We start from the raw sequence: 13,601 nt of genomic DNA on the forward strand, positions 1-13,601 counted from the left end.
AGGGGCTGGATTCGAACCAGCGTACGCTAACGCGGGCAGATTTACAGTCTGCTGCCTTTAACCACTCGGCCACCCTTCCAGTCCGCGGCTTGGCAGTGCCCGCCGCGGAGTTCGGCAATATGCGAATTTTTCAGACCTTGTCAACACGGGTTAAGCGGTTCACACCAGAAAAAATTCGGCTGCAGTCCGCTGCGGCCCCCTCCCCTTCTTCGTGGGTATCATGACGCGCTCCAGACATCCCGGCTCCGGCCCCGCTTTCAGCCGTTCTTCCGACCGCAATGCCGACCGCACCGCCGGGCGGTCCGACGCCAAGGAGCTGCATGGGTCATCGCCGCGGCAGGACCAGGCGGACGACTCCGGGCGGGCCGGCCGGCGGCCGGCGAAGGGCGGGCGTCCGCCGGCCGCGCGCGGCGTCCTTCTCTATGGCCTGCACCCGGTCGCCGCCGCCTGGACGAACCCGGAGCGGCGCATCCACCGGCTGCTGGCGACCGACTCGGGCCGGGCAGCGCTGGAGCCGGCTTTCGCGGCGGCGCGCGCGTTGGGGCTGCAACGTCCGGAGGCTTCGCCGGTCGACCGCATGGAGCTTGAGCGGATGCTGCCTCCGGGCGCCGTCCACCAGGGCATCGTCGTCGACGCCTCTCCCCTGCCGGAGCTGGGCATCGAGGATTTGTGCAACGAGTTGGAGTCGGAGAAATCCGCGGTCATCGTCGCCCTCGACCAAGTGACGGATCCGCACAATGTCGGCGCCATCCTGCGGTCGGCCGCTGCCTTCGGCGCCCGCGCCGTGGTGGTGACCGAACGCCATGCGCCGGAAACCACGGGCGTGTTGGCGAAGAGTGCCTCGGGCGCACTTGAAGCGGTGCCACTGATTCGCGTCACCAACCTCGCCCGCGCGCTGACCGACCTGCAGCAGAACGGCTTCTGGTCGGTGGGGCTTGCCGAATCGGGACAATCGACTCTGGCCAATCTGGATCTGACGGGCAAGACCGTGCTGGTGATGGGGGCGGAGGGCAGCGGGTTGCGTCGGCTGACCATGGAGCGCTGCGACGCCATCGCCCGCCTTCCGACCGGCGGGCCGGTGGGCAGCCTCAACGTTTCCAATGCCGCTGCGGTGGCTCTGTACGAGGTCGCCCGCCTGCGCGAGTGACCGCGAAGTGGATCCGGTGCGGCCAAGTGCTTGTTTGCACGGAAAAGGGACGCTAAGGTGTGCCTCCGCCAAGCGACGGGCGCGCCGGATTAGCTCAGCTGGTAGAGCAGCTGATTTGTAATCAGAAGGTCACGGGTTCGATTCCTGTATCCGGCACCACCGCCCGCTGGGGAGGTACGGGCAAGGCCATGGCCGCCCCGATGCCACACTGACGGCATTGTCACCACGGAACCCTTGGACGGCAGCACGGTTGGAGGAGGCATTGGAATGCCCTCTGACACCAGCTTGTGCGAAAGGCCGATCATGACCAAGCCCCAGCGCCCCGAGTCGGGCGGTAACACGCCCACCACTCCCAGCGCGGAGGCCCATCGGATGCGCGCGGACATCGATCGCGGGCTGACCGGCGACAAGGTTCCTGCCACCGATCCCGCCGCCGCTCCGCTCGGCACCGACGACGAGGCGGCCGGCACCACCCCACCGCACGGCATGTCGCGCGACCCCATCGTCCCCAAAAACCAGCGCATCCCGCCGGGCCAGAAGAAGGGCGGCGATACGCTCGACACCTGACCGCCTGATTGCAAGACGTCCAGAACGGCAAAAAGCCCGGCCGGGGATCCCGGTCGGGCTTTTTGTTGTCAGGCGTCCCGCCGTCGACCCTCGGAGGTCTGGGCTCAGAAATAGCGCTCCGGCACGCGGACGACGTCGTCCGGCATCACCGAGGTGGTGATCGGAGCCTTGCGGATTTCCTTCTTGGGATCGGCGCCGCGGGTGATGAGGACGTAATCCTCCTTGGCGCGGTAGGTGTAGCCGCCGGCCATCGCCACGGCCGAGAGGGCAGTCATGCCGTTGACATACTGGTACTGGCCGGGGTTGCGCACCTCGCCCAGGATGAAGAAGGGCCGGTGGTTCAGCACCTCGACACTGACCTTCGGGTCCTTCACATAGCCGGCGGAGAGACGGGTGGTGATTTCCTTTTCAAGGTCGCGGGTGCTGCGGTCCTTGGCCGAGACTTCGCCGATCAGCGGCATGGCGACCTTGCCGGTGCCGTCCACGCGGAACTCACCGGACAGCTGTTCCTCACCGAACACGATGACGCGCAAGGCGTCGCCCGGGCCGAGATGGTACTCGCCGATCTGACCGGCGCTGGCGGTCTCCATCGGCGCGTCGTTGCCGGCACAGCCGACCATGGCAACGGCGAGCGCGGCCAACCCGATCCCCTGGCCCAGCGCACGGAACATATGACGTCGATTCATCCCTAAACCCTTTCCCTGGCTGGTGGATGCCTGCCGCAGCGCCGGTCCGGTCCTGATCACCGGTCCGGTTGGCCCGGATGGATGGAACGGCTCCTTGGAACCACCCATCCGCCGGCCGCCTTGCAGCGGCGCCCTTTGGTCACGCACCTGAATTCGGGTGGAGACTAGCAACTCGCAAGCGCTTGGGAAAAAGTGGAGAGGAATTACCGCCTTCGGATCCCCCCAATACATCGCTGCCGGCTAGAAAAGCAGGCATAAGAAAAGGGCGCCCGTCATAGGACGGACGCCCTGCCCTGTTCAGCAAAACCTTTAGGACCTTCGGCCGGGACTTTCCCGGACGGACGATCCGGATTCGGCGGATTACAGCCGGGATTACATCTGAGCGCCGAGTCGCAGGTAGATCAGGTTGTCGCTGTACTCGGCCGCACTCAGGTTGGAGTTGCGCTTTTCATAGGTGTAGCCGCTGGTCAGATACAGGTAGCGGTTCATCTGATAGGTGCCGCCGATGCTGGCCGTATAGACCTTGTCGTTGCGGTCGTTCCCGTTGAAGTCGTCCTGACGGTACTGCAGCCGGGCGTTCAGCACCAGCGAGCGCAGCAGTTCGTGATCGACGCCCAGGGCGAACAGGGTGCGGGTGTAGCTGGAGGCGGTGCCGAAGCCCGGGCTCGACGAGGTCTCGCGCACCTGGCGGCTGGCGGTGGCGCTGATGCCGGTCAGCTGGGTGACTGCCCAGTTCAGGCGCCCGCCGAAGGACAGGCCGCTGAAGTCCTCGAGCCGCGAGTCCTTGTAATTACGGACGAGGTAGCCGGCGAACAGCTCGCCGGTGACCAGGCCGGTCAGCTCGCTGGCAACGCCGCCCACCACCTCGTACCCGTCCGAGTCGCGGTCGAGGCCGAAGGCGTCGCGGTCGTTCTTGTGGCGGGTCCAGGAATAGGTGCCCTGGATGAAGGCCTCATAGCCCTCGATGAATTCGTAGCCGACACGGCCGACCGTCGCGTATTCCCAGCGGTCACGGTCGCCCTGGCGGGCGACGCCGCCGCCGATCAGGTCGACGTCGTCATAGGTGATGTACTGGGCCGACCCCGACACACGGGCGCGCAGGCGGTTGAAGCGCTGGGTATAGCCGGCCTCGCCGCCGCTGGTGAAATACTTCACCGGCTCGGCATAGCCCTGCAGGCTGTTGATGTCGCCGCGGCCCTCGTGGTTGCGGCGGTGGAACAGCCGGGCGTCCAGCGCACCGCCTTTGTTCACGTCGTAACGCCCGTCGGCCTGCGCGGCATAGTCCGTGTAGTTCTCGCCGGAATGGTCGCTGTAGCGGCCGGTATCGGCAGAGGCGGAGAAGTTCAGCGCATGGGCCGCGAAGTCGGACTTGATGTCGATCCGCGGACGGACGGTCCAGATGACGTCGTCCTCGTGGTTGTCGCGGGTGGCGTAGACGTTGGTTTCATAGGTGGCGCCGGCTTCCACCCGCGGCAGGAACAGGAAGGAGCCGGCGCGGACGCCAAGCTGCTCCAGCTCCGGCCGGCGGCGCTCCAGCACGGTTTCGCCACGCTGCAGGTCGTCCTGGGCGGCGGCGGGAAGCGACGTCAGCCCGGTCGAGGCGAGAGCGAGGGCGAGGAGGGAAAGGGTGCTGGTCTTCATGGAGTCACCGCGCTTGGCTGGGTTCGGTCGGCTCTGGGTTCGGTCGGCCCGTCGGGCCGGGGCCGGCCCCTTGGTGGGACATGTCCGGGCACCGCCTTCCGGCGGGACCCGATGCGGACGCATCCTCGGCAAAGACACAACAAACCGTGCTCCTTCCGCAACAGTGAAGCCCGGCCGCCGCCGCTTTTGCCGGGTCCTGTGGTGTGGCCGCAACAAAAGCCCGGCAATGGGACAAGAGCGGCAGTGGCAATGATTCGATTGATTTCAGTCCATTTTTTAAATGGTCGTAAGATGAAGGTCATAGCCGCGGACCGACAGAACTGGCGAAGCTCCCCCACCCCTGCCCTGCCCCTACTTGGAACCGTCCGCCCCGCGCCCGGTTGTTCATGACGATTCCTGACCAGGAAAGGTGCCGTATGACACGCCGACTCGACACGCCACCGCCGCCGCCCTCGACCAAGCGCCCGCCCGACGCCACCACCCCACCCTACACGCCGGGCGGGGTGACACCCCCCGATGGAGGGGGTCCGGCAAGTCCTGCCGAGAAGACCGCTCCGCCCGACAGCTATCCGCCCAAGCGGAAACCCTGACGAAGAAAAGGCGGTGAGAAGCGGCGGCGACCGAAGCGTATCATAGGGGCGGCGTCATGAATCGGCGATCGGGTTCACCCGAATTGCGGCAGAAGCAGCGCTTGCCTTGTTTTCGAACTTGCGCCGCTTCTTTTGTTGCGCCGACGGTGACGTTCGCATTCCTGTGGCTCTATGACGCATCTGCGAAGGTTGCACTGCGCCCATTGCGTTTTCTACCCTTTCCATGAGGAACGCATAATGGATGCAACGGGTGGCAACAGGCGGCAAACGCCGGGCCACCTCTGCCCACGCAGCCGGGAGCGGCGGTCCGTGCCCGCCCCAGCCTTCACCCCGGACCGAAGGCGGGCGCGAACCACGGGCCCGTTGCCATGGACGACTTCGGACGACTGCCTCCCGACGACTACCAGTTGGCCGGCCAGGTTCACCACCGCCTCCGCCGCGCCCATCAGCGCTCGTCGGCGATCTTCATCGACCTGATCGGCGATTCGCTGCTGACCCCCACCCAATGGGCGGCCCTGGCCACCCTGTATGCCGAAGGTCCGCTGTCGCAGAACCAGCTCGGCCGGCTGACCTACATGGATCCGGCGACCACGCAAGGCGTGATCCTGCGGCTGGTGGAGCGCAATCTGGTCGAACGCCAGCCCGACCCGCAGGACCGCCGCCGCACCAGCGTCCGCCTGACGCGGATCGGGCAGGCGCTGGTCGTCGACCTGATGGCGAACGCCGCCGCCGCCCACGAACGCACCCTGGAACCGCTGTCGGAGGAAGAGCGGGTGCAGTTCTTGGCCCTGTTGGCCCGCCTGATGTAGGCGGCATCGCCTGCCGGTTGGAAATGGCCGAACGGGAAACCCCCGATCAGTCGGTGACTTTTGCGCGGGGTTTGCTATGAACGCGGTGTGTTGCGTCGCACCGCGACCCGGACACGCCGCTGGTCTCTCACGAACCGGGGTCCCCGCAGGATGAAGCACCGCCACCCGACCGCCTCGCCGACGGCGAAGTCCCTTCTTTCGGCCGCTCTGTTTGCCGCGATCTCCGTTGCCGCGCTCGCCACCGGTCCCGCCGCGGCCCAATCCGCGAAGGAGCCGGTGAAGTTCAGCGGCGCGCCGGTGCGGGTGGGCGAGATCAACAGCTACACCGGCCTGCCCGCCTTCACCATTCCCTACCGCCAGGGCTGGCAGCTGGCGCTGGAAGAGATCAACGCCCAGGGTGGCGTGATCGGCTGCTGCGAACTGCAGGTCGTCTCGCGCGACGATGCCGGCAAGCCCGACGACGCGGTGCGCGTCGCGCAGGAGCTGGTGACGAACGAAGCGGTGGACGTGCTGGCCGGCACCTATTTCTCCCACATTGGGCTGGCCGTCGCCGATTTCGCCGCTCGCAACAAGATGCCCTTCGTCGCGGCAGAGCCGCTGACCGATGCCATCACCTGGGCCAAGGGCAACCGCTACACCTTCCGCCTGCGCCCCAGCACCTACATGCAGGCGGCCATGCTGGTGGAGGAGGCGGCAAAGTTGCCGGCCAAGCGCTGGGCCACCGTCGCCCCCAACTATGAATATGGCCAGTCGGCGGTGGCGTGGTTCAAGCAGCTGCTGAAGGAAAAGCGCCCGGACGTCGAGTTCGTGGCGGAGCAGTGGCCGGCCCAGGGCAAGCTGGAGGCCGGTCCCACCGTCCAGGCGCTGGCCGCCGCCAAGCCCGACGCCATCTTCAACGTCACCTTCGGCGCCGATCTCGCCAAGTTCGTGCGCGAGGGCGAGGGGCGCGGCCTGTTCCGCAACCGCAAGGTCGTCAGCCTGCTGACCGGCGAGCCGGAATATCTAGAGCCGATGAAGGACGAGGCGCCGGAAGGCTGGATCGTCACCGGCTATCCGTGGGACCAGATCGACACGCCCGCCCACAAGACCTTCGTCGCCGCCTACACCGCGCGCTTCAAGGAATCGCCCAAAGCGGGTTCCATCGTCGGCTACATCACCATGAAGGCGGTCGCCGCCGCGATCACCAAGGCCGGCTCATCCAATGCGGAGCCGATCGTCGATGCGCTGGCCGGCCTGACCATCGACAGCCCGGTCGGCCCGGTGACCTTCCGCGCGTCGGACCATCAGGCGACCATGGGTGCCTATGTCGGCACGACGACGGTGAAGGACGGCCGCGGCACCATGAAGGATTGGCACTACGCCGACGGCGCCAACTACCTGCCGCCCGACGACGTGGCACGCAAGATGCGGCCGGCGGAGTAAGGCGCCGGGCTTCCGATTGCCCCCTCCCTAACCCTCCCCCACCTTCGGTGGGAGAGGAGACTGCCGCCGCTCCGCGACTGACTCCCTCTCCCTCGAAGAGGGGGAGGGTTGGGGAGGGGGCAAGAGTCCGCACCGAAACGACGAATCCATGTCCTTCCTCCTCGTCCAGGCCCTCAGCGGCCTTGCGACCGCGGCGACGTTGTTCCTGGTGTCGTCGGGGCTGACCATTGTGTTCGGCGTGACGCGGATCGTGAATTTCGCGCATGGCTCCTTCTACATGGTCGGCGCCTATGCCGGCTGGTCGCTGATCGAGCGGTTCGGCGGCACGCCGGCCGGCTTCTGGGGGTCGGTTGCCGCCGCGGCGCTGGCGATGGGTGTTCTCGGCGCCGCGATGGAGATCGGGCTGCTGCGCCGGCTCTACCGCTCACCGGAGTTGTTCCAGCTGCTGGGCACCTTCGGCGTCGTGTTGGTGGTGCAGGACCTGACCGCCTGGGCCTGGGGGCCGGAGGATCTGCTGGGCCGGCGGGCGCCGGGGCTGAAGGGCTCCATCGACATCCTCGACCAGCCCTTCCCGCTCTACGACCTCGTGCTGATCGGGCTCGGGCCGCTGGTGCTCGGGCTGCTGTGGCTGCTGTTCAACCGCACCCGCTGGGGCACGCTGGTGCGGGCGGCGACGCAGGACCGCGAGATGACCAGCGCGCTGGGAGTCGATCCGGCGCGGCTGTTCACCGGGGTGCTGTTCCTGGGCTGCGCGCTGGCCGGGCTGGGCGGTGCCTTGCAAGTCCCGCGCGAGGCGGTGACCTTGCAGATGGACATGGCCATCGTGGTGGAGGCCTTCGTCGTCGTCGTGGTCGGCGGCATGGGCAGCCTGACCGGCGCCTTCCTCGCCTCCCTGCTGATCGGGCAGTTGCAGGCCTTCGGCATCCTGGTCTTCCCGCAGATCACGCTGGTGATCGTCTTCCTGTTCATGGCCGTGGTGCTGGTGCTGCGCCCGCACGGCCTGCTCGGCCGGGCCGACGAGGTGCCGCCGACGGCGCCCGCCACGGTGACCGTGCCGCTGTCGGCCGGGCGTCATGCCGGGGCCTGGGCACTGGCCCTGCTGGCGGTCATGGCGGCGGCGCCGCTGGTCGCCGGCGATTACGCGCTGATCCTGCTGACCGAGGTGGTGATCCTCGCCCTGTTCGCCGCCAGCCTGCATCTGCTGATCGGGCTGGGCGGGCTGGTGTCCTTCGGCCATGCGGCGTGGTTCGGGCTGGGCGCCTACGGCTCGGCCCTGCTGGTCAAGCACATGGACGCGCCGATGCCGCTGGCGCTGGCCGGCGCGCCGGTTCTGGCCGGGCTTGGGGCGCTGGTGGCGGGCTGGTTCTGCGTCCGGCGGTCGGGGCTGTATTTCGCCATGCTGACGCTGGCCTTCGCGCAGATCGTCTGGTCGATCGCCTTCCAATGGTATGCGGTGACCGGCGGCGACAACGGCATCCTCGGCGTCTGGCCGTCGGCCTGGGCGGCGGGCAAGGCGGCCTATTACTGGCTGACGCTGGCGCTGTGCGGCGGAGCGTTGTGGCTGCTGCGCCGGGCGGCGTTCGCTCCCTTCGGCTATGCGCTGCGGGCCAGTCGCGACTCAGGGCTCCGCGCCGAGTCGGTGGGCATCGACGTGCGCCGCTTCCAGTGGATGGCCTTCGTGCTGGCCGGCACGGCGGCGGGTCTGGCCGGCGGCCTCTACGCCTTCGCCAAGGGCAGCGTCTTCCCCACCCTGCTGGCGGTCCCGCAATCGGTCGATGCGCTGGTGATGGTGCTGATGGGCGGCATCCAGACCGTCGCCGGACCGCTTGCCGGTGCCGCGGTCTTCCACCTGCTGGAGTCGGAGGTGATGAGCATGACCGACTGGTGGCGGCTGGTGCTGGGCCTCATCATCGTCACGCTGGTGCTGGTCTTCCCCAAGGGCATCGTCGGCTTCCTGTCCGGCCTGCGGTCGAATTTCGGGCGGAGGCGGTCATGAGCGAGTTGCCCATGACCGAGTTGCCCATGAGCGAACTGGTGGTGCGTGACCTGCAACGCTCCTTCGGTGGAGTGCAGGCGGTGGGCGGCGTGTCCTTCACCCTGCGCTCCGGCGATCTGCTGGCGCTGATCGGACCGAACGGCGCGGGCAAGAGCACCTGCTTCAACCTCCTGAACGGGCAACTGCGGCCCGATTCGGGCTCGGTCAGGCTGGACGGCACCGAACTGGTCGGTCTGCCGCCGCGGCGCATCTGGGCGCTCGGCGTCGGCCGAACCTTTCAGATCACCGCGACCTTCGCCTCGATGACGGTGGCGGAGAATGTGCAGATGGTGCTGCTGTCGCGCGCCCGCCGCCTGTTCGGGCTGTGGCGCCCGGCCGCCGAGCAATTCCGCGAGCCGGCGCTGGCCCTGTTGGACCGCGTCGGCATGGCAGGGCAAGCCGACCGCCCCTGCGGCGTGCTGGCCTACGGCGACGTCAAGCGGGTCGAATTGGCGATGGCGCTGGCGAGCGAGCCGACCGTCCTGCTGATGGACGAACCGACCGCCGGCATGGCCCCGGCGGAACGGCTCGCCCTGATGGCGCTGACGGCGGAGCTGGTGCGCGAGCGCGGGGTCGCGGTGCTGTTCACCGAGCATGACATGGATGCCGTCTTCGGCCACGCCACCCGCGTGCTGGTGCTCGACCGCGGCCGGCTGATCGCAGAAGGCTCGCCGGATCAGGTGCGCGCCGACCCGCGCGTGCAATCCGTCTATCTGGGAGGCGAGGCGTGAGCGAACCGCTGCTGACGGTGGACGGCCTCCAGGCCTGGTACGGCCGCGCCCACATCCTCGACGGCATCGCCCTGACCGTCGGCCGTGGCGAGGTGGTGGCGCTGATGGGCCGCAACGGCGCCGGAAAGACCACCACGCTGAAGGCGATCATGGGGCTGGTGGAACGTCGCGCCACGACCTTGCGCTTCGACGGCCGCGACCTGTCGGCCCTGCCCGCCCACCGCATCGCCCGGCTCGGCGTCGGCTATGTGCCGGAGGACCGCCGCATCTTCGCCGACCTGACGGTGGAGGAGAATCTGGAGGTCGGCCGCCAGCCGCCCCGCCCCGGCGCCCCAACTTGGACTCCGGAGAAGCTGTTCGCTCTGTTCCCCAACCTCGCCGAGATGCGCGGCCGCCGCGGCACCCGGATGAGCGGCGGCGAGCAGCAGATGCTGACGCTGGCCCGCACGCTGATGGGCAACCCGTCTCTGCTGCTGCTCGACGAACCGTCGGAAGGGCTGGCGCCGCTGATCGTGAAGCAGATGGCCGACGCGGTGCGACGCCTGAAGGCCGAGGGGCTGTCGGTGCTGCTGTCCGAACAGAGCCTGTCCTTCGCCTCGGCCGTTGCCGACCGCGCCTGTGTCATCGAAACCGGCCGCCTGCGTTGGACCGGCACGATGACGGAGCTGATGGCGGATGAGGGGGTGAGGGCGGCGTATCTGGCGGTGTGACCGCCCGCCCCCTCCCCTTCTCGTCACTCCCCGGCGACGCTGAGGTCCATCACCGACTTCGGGTCCAGCGACTTGTCGACCTGGCCTTCCGACTGCCAGAACTTCACCTGATTGACCACATCGTCCACCAGCAGGCGGGCCTGCGGGTCGACATAGGGAAGGCCAGCGGCGACGATCTCCGGCTTTTGCTTGGTGGCGTCGGCGATGATGCCCAGCAGCTCGTCATAGCCGGGTCCCTTCACCAGCTTGCCCTGCGCATCCTTGCCGTTGAAGGCGGTGTGGTATTCGGCCAGCGCGGTCTTATAGGCGCGCATGAACTTCTCCACCAGCGGACGGCGGTCCTTCATCGTCTTCGGCGCGGTGAACAGGGCGCCGAGCTGCCAGGGCGTCTCGTCGCCGACCCAGCCCAGGATCTTGCCGGCGCCGTCGGTGGCCAGCTGCCGCGACACGGTGGACGGCGCGATGATGGCGTCGACCTGCCCGCCCTTGAAGGCGGCGACCATCTTCGGCACGTCCTGCAGCGGCACCATGGTCACGTCCTTGACCGTGAAGCCGTGCTTCTGCGCCAGAAGGCCGATCATGTAATGGAAGGTCGAGCCGACGGTGGTGATGGCGATCCGCTTGCCCTTCAGGTCGGCCGGCGCCTTCAGACCGGCGTCATAGGCCGCGTTGGTCGCCATATAGGCGCTCAAGGGGAAGCCCGGCTCGTCGCGGCTCTGGGCGGCGATGATGGTGACGGCCCCCTTGGAGGCGAGGTTGTAGAAGCCGGCGGTCAGGCCGGTGACGCCGAAATCGACATCGCCCGACGCCACCGCGACCGGAACCTGCTGGGCCGAGGTGAACATCTTCAGATCGACGTCCAGCCCTTCCTTCTCGAAATAGCCCTTCGTCTTGGCGATGAAAATCGGCCCGGAGGAGGACAGGGCCAGCGCACCGACCGTCGCCTTCTCCAGCGGCTGCGCCAGAGCGGCGGACATCAGGGTACCGGCAGCGAAGGCTACCCCGGCAGTGGCGATCACGGCGCGCCGGGTGAGGCGGGCCACGGTCATGGCGGCGGTCATGGACGGAAATCCTCCCGAGGAATGGTTCAGGTTTCTTGTGAAGAATGCCGATCAGCGCCAGTTCAGCAGGCGCCGCTCAAGCTGCGACAGCACCGTGCCGATGGCGAGCCCCAGCAGCGACAGCACCAGCACGCCGGCCAGCAGCGTGTCGGTCTGCATCAGGTTGCCGGCCATCAGCACGAAGGCGCCGATGCCGTACTCCGCCCCGATCATCTCGGCGGCCACCACCAGGATCAGCGCGATCGACGCGGTGATGCGGAAGCCGGCCAGGATGCCCGGCAAGGCGCCCGGCAACACGATGGAGCGCAGGATCGATCCCCAGGGCAGGCCGAAGCTCTGCGCCATGCGGATCAGGTTGCGCGGCACCTGATCGATGGCGCTGTAGGTGGCGATGACGGTGGGGAAGAAGACGCCGAAGCCGATGGTGGCGAACTTCGACGGCTCGCCGATGCCGAACCACAGGATGAACAGCGGCAGCAGCGCGATCTTCGGGATCGGGAAGAAGGCCGACACCAGCGGCACCCCCACCGCGCGGGCGGTGGAGAAGATGCCCATGGCGAAGCCGACCAGCATGCCGCCCAGCGTGCCCATCACCCAGCCGACGGCGATGCGCGCCAGCGACGCCTTCAGGTTCAGCCAGAGCGAGCCGTCCGTCACCATGCCGGCCAGCGCGTGGCCGACGGCGCTCGGCGGCGGCAGGAACAGGGGGCTGGCAAGGCCGAGGCGGCTTGCCCCCTCCCAAACCGCGATCAGCACGGCGAAGGCGGCCAGCGCCGCCCATGGATGCCGTTTTACCGTAAAACCACCACCGCGGAAGCGGACGGGCTGGCCCATGGCGGCAGCGGTGGGAGCAGCAGCAGTCGGGTTCAGGCTGTCAGGCACGGGCGATCTCCCGGTCGGCCATCTGGGCTTCGGCCTTCATCAGGTGCCAGAGACGGTCGCGCACTTCGGCCAGATGGACCTGCGCCGACGGCTCCTGCCGGCGCTCGCGCGGCTCCTCGATGGTGACCAGTTCGCGGATGCGGCCTGGACGGCGGCTCAGCACACAGACACGGTCGGCCAGCCGCAACGCCTCGTCCAGATTGTGGGTGACATAGAGCGCGGTGGTCTTCTCCCGCCGCCACAGCTCCAGGAAATCGTCCATCAGCAGCTCGCGCGTCTGGGCATCGAGCGCCGACAGCGGTTCGTCCAGCAACAGCATCGCCGGACGCACCGCCAGCGCGCGGGCGATGCCGACCCTCTGGCGCATGCCGCCGGACAGCTGCTTGGGCAGGGCGTTGCGGAACTCCGACAGCCCCATGCGGCGCAGGCCGCTGTCGACACGCTCGCGCCGTTCGGCGGTGGAGAGCCTGTGATGCTCCAGCACCAGGGCGATGTTGTCCTCCACCGTGCGCCAGGGCAGCAGGGCGAAATCCTGGAAGATGAAGGTAATCGGGTTCAGACAGCCATCCGGCACCTCCCCCTCGACCCGAATGCTGCCGGAGGTCGGAGCGACGATGCCACCGGCGATGCCGAGCAGCGTCGATTTTCCGCAGCCGCTGGGGCCGATCACGGCCAGGATTTCGCCCTCCGCCAGCGTCAGGTCGATGCCGTCCAGGACGGTCAGATCGTCATAGCGGTGGGTCAGATCGGAAATGAGTAGCCTCATCGCGCCCTTTTATGCCCGCATCTTCGTCGGCGGGATCCGACTGTTCGTTGAGCCCGCCACTATAGCGCGGCGTTCCTCCTCTGGAGAGGGGAAAGGCTTTCCGCATTCCAGCCATACGGCAGTATGGCAGTGGCCGGAAAGCGTCAAGGCGCTGTCGGCTTCGCGACAGGCTTCGTCAGGCGATGCCGCTGACGGGACCGGAGCCGGCCGGAAGCTCCAGCGCCCGCAAGGCGGTGGCACAGCGGCCGACCGCGGCCTCCGCCAGACCATGACGCTCGCTCAAGCCCGCTTCGTCCAGTTCGTCGGGGGTCATCGCCTGCAACAGAACGCGCAAGGTGCGGACATAGGTGCGCAGAAGCGTGGCTTCCTCGGCATGATTGCCCAGCAATCCCGCCTGACCGGCGGCATGCAAGGCGGCAAGCTCGCCGTCCAGCGACGCCGCGGCCATTTCGATGGCCTGCAGCGCCCGCGTCAGGCGGACATGCTTCAGAACGACGACGACGGCCATGCCCACCTCCCCTGCCGGCTGGAATGGCGGAATGAAAGCAATGGCC

14 protein-coding genes and 1 tRNA gene are annotated in these 13,601 nt (G+C 67.9%); 9 read left to right on the forward strand and 6 right to left on the reverse strand.

Annotated elements, in window-relative coordinates; all coding sequences use genetic code 11:
* Window positions 1–220: 220 nt before the first annotated feature.
* From rlmB to TSO5_RS02555, 3 genes are all read left to right on the forward strand, one after another.
* The gene (rlmB, locus tag TSO5_RS02545; protein ID WP_109150102.1) at window positions 221–1,147 is read left to right on the forward strand and encodes a 23S rRNA (guanosine(2251)-2'-O)-methyltransferase RlmB; all 927 of its coding nucleotides are present in this window, start codon (window positions 221–223) and stop codon (window positions 1,145–1,147) included.
* An 83-nt stretch (window positions 1,148–1,230) separates the two neighbouring features.
* Window positions 1,231–1,306 (forward strand) — tRNA-Thr (locus TSO5_RS02550).
* A 213-nt stretch (window positions 1,307–1,519) separates the two neighbouring features.
* Window positions 1,520–1,714 (forward strand): hypothetical protein, encoded by a 195-nt coding sequence (locus TSO5_RS02555; protein WP_247870555.1) that lies wholly within the window; start codon window positions 1,520–1,522, stop codon window positions 1,712–1,714.
* 104 nt (window positions 1,715–1,818) lie between these two features.
* Here the strand turns inward: TSO5_RS02555 and TSO5_RS02560 are convergent, their stop codons facing one another.
* On the reverse strand, window positions 1,819–2,400 hold the full coding sequence (locus tag TSO5_RS02560) for a polysaccharide biosynthesis/export family protein (protein ID WP_247870556.1): 582 nt from the start codon (window positions 2,398–2,400) through the stop codon (window positions 1,819–1,821).
* 372 nt (window positions 2,401–2,772) lie between these two features.
* Window positions 2,773–4,041 (reverse strand): outer membrane beta-barrel protein, encoded by a 1,269-nt coding sequence (locus TSO5_RS02565; protein WP_109150104.1) that lies wholly within the window; start codon window positions 4,039–4,041, stop codon window positions 2,773–2,775.
* Between the two features lie 416 nt (window positions 4,042–4,457).
* Here TSO5_RS02565 and TSO5_RS32530 point away from each other — a divergent pair, with 416 nt between their 5' ends.
* The 6 genes from TSO5_RS32530 to TSO5_RS02590 all read left to right on the forward strand — a co-directional run bounded on the left by TSO5_RS32530 (window position 4,458) and on the right by TSO5_RS02590 (window position 10,338).
* On the forward strand, window positions 4,458–4,631 hold the full coding sequence (locus TSO5_RS32530; RefSeq protein WP_158282330.1) for a hypothetical protein: 174 nt from the start codon (window positions 4,458–4,460) through the stop codon (window positions 4,629–4,631).
* Between the two features lie 368 nt (window positions 4,632–4,999).
* Window positions 5,000–5,440 (forward strand): MarR family winged helix-turn-helix transcriptional regulator, encoded by a 441-nt coding sequence (locus TSO5_RS02570; protein WP_109150105.1) that lies wholly within the window; start codon window positions 5,000–5,002, stop codon window positions 5,438–5,440.
* A 150-nt stretch (window positions 5,441–5,590) separates the two neighbouring features.
* Window positions 5,591–6,862, forward strand: coding sequence for an ABC transporter substrate-binding protein (locus TSO5_RS02575; protein WP_109150106.1), 1,272 nt, complete (start codon window positions 5,591–5,593; stop codon window positions 6,860–6,862).
* Window positions 6,863–7,010: 148 nt separating this feature from the next.
* Window positions 7,011–8,858 carry an ABC transporter permease gene (locus TSO5_RS02580; protein WP_109150107.1) on the forward strand — a complete coding sequence of 616 codons (1,848 nt, stop codon included), beginning with the start codon at window positions 7,011–7,013 and terminating at the stop codon, window positions 8,856–8,858.
* A 26-nt stretch (window positions 8,859–8,884) separates the two neighbouring features.
* Complete coding sequence (locus TSO5_RS02585) at window positions 8,885–9,628, forward strand: ABC transporter ATP-binding protein (protein ID WP_109150166.1); 744 nt, start codon at window positions 8,885–8,887, stop codon at window positions 9,626–9,628.
* Window positions 9,625–10,338 carry an ABC transporter ATP-binding protein gene (locus TSO5_RS02590; protein ID WP_109150108.1) on the forward strand — a complete coding sequence of 238 codons (714 nt, stop codon included), beginning with the start codon at window positions 9,625–9,627 and terminating at the stop codon, window positions 10,336–10,338. The genes TSO5_RS02585 and TSO5_RS02590 overlap by 4 nt, the downstream gene beginning before the upstream one ends.
* A 23-nt stretch (window positions 10,339–10,361) precedes the next feature.
* On the opposite strand, the gene TSO5_RS02595 is transcribed toward TSO5_RS02590, so the two are convergent.
* From TSO5_RS02595 to TSO5_RS02610, 4 genes are all read right to left on the reverse strand, one after another.
* Window positions 10,362–11,399 carry an ABC transporter substrate-binding protein gene (locus tag TSO5_RS02595; protein ID WP_247870557.1) on the reverse strand — a complete coding sequence of 346 codons (1,038 nt, stop codon included), beginning with the start codon at window positions 11,397–11,399 and terminating at the stop codon, window positions 10,362–10,364.
* Window positions 11,400–11,450: 51 nt separating this feature from the next.
* Window positions 11,451–12,281, reverse strand: a complete 831-nt coding sequence (locus TSO5_RS02600) for an ABC transporter permease (RefSeq protein WP_348981043.1) — start codon at window positions 12,279–12,281, stop codon at window positions 11,451–11,453.
* Window positions 12,274–13,047 (reverse strand): ABC transporter ATP-binding protein, encoded by a 774-nt coding sequence (locus tag TSO5_RS02605; RefSeq protein ID WP_109150110.1) that lies wholly within the window; start codon window positions 13,045–13,047, stop codon window positions 12,274–12,276. Before TSO5_RS02605 ends, TSO5_RS02600 begins: the two co-directional genes overlap by 8 nt.
* A 175-nt stretch (window positions 13,048–13,222) precedes the next feature.
* Window positions 13,223–13,555: a hypothetical protein gene (locus TSO5_RS02610; protein WP_109150168.1), complete on the reverse strand. Its 333-nt coding sequence runs from the start codon at window positions 13,553–13,555 to the stop codon at window positions 13,223–13,225.
* Window positions 13,556–13,601: the final 46 nt, after the last annotated feature.

The sequence above is a fragment of the Azospirillum sp. TSO5 genome (genome assembly GCF_003116065.1).
Lineage (GTDB): Bacteria > Pseudomonadota > Alphaproteobacteria > Azospirillales > Azospirillaceae > Azospirillum.

Bases quoted from the DNA above. Each gene is read 5' to 3' on its own strand.
- rlmB (WP_109150102.1), top strand. From the start codon at position 221: ATGACGCGCTCCAGACATCCCGGCTCCGGCCCCGCTTTCAGCCGTTCT.
- TSO5_RS02555 (WP_247870555.1), top strand. From the start codon at position 1,520: ATGCGCGCGGACATCGATCGCGGGCTGACCGGCGACAAGGTTCCTGCC.
- TSO5_RS02560 (WP_247870556.1), bottom strand. From the start codon at position 2,400: ATGAATCGACGTCATATGTTCCGTGCGCTGGGCCAGGGGATCGGGTTG.
- TSO5_RS02565 (WP_109150104.1), bottom strand. From the start codon at position 4,041: ATGAAGACCAGCACCCTTTCCCTCCTCGCCCTCGCTCTCGCCTCGACC.
- TSO5_RS32530 (WP_158282330.1), top strand. From the start codon at position 4,458: ATGACACGCCGACTCGACACGCCACCGCCGCCGCCCTCGACCAAGCGC.
- TSO5_RS02570 (WP_109150105.1), top strand. From the start codon at position 5,000: ATGGACGACTTCGGACGACTGCCTCCCGACGACTACCAGTTGGCCGGC.
- TSO5_RS02575 (WP_109150106.1), top strand. From the start codon at position 5,591: ATGAAGCACCGCCACCCGACCGCCTCGCCGACGGCGAAGTCCCTTCTT.
- TSO5_RS02580 (WP_109150107.1), top strand. From the start codon at position 7,011: ATGTCCTTCCTCCTCGTCCAGGCCCTCAGCGGCCTTGCGACCGCGGCG.
- TSO5_RS02585 (WP_109150166.1), top strand. From the start codon at position 8,885: ATGAGCGAACTGGTGGTGCGTGACCTGCAACGCTCCTTCGGTGGAGTG.
- TSO5_RS02595 (WP_247870557.1), bottom strand. From the start codon at position 11,399: ATGACCGCCGCCATGACCGTGGCCCGCCTCACCCGGCGCGCCGTGATC.
- TSO5_RS02605 (WP_109150110.1), bottom strand. From the start codon at position 13,047: ATGAGGCTACTCATTTCCGATCTGACCCACCGCTATGACGATCTGACC.
- TSO5_RS02610 (WP_109150168.1), bottom strand. From the start codon at position 13,555: ATGGCCGTCGTCGTCGTTCTGAAGCATGTCCGCCTGACGCGGGCGCTG.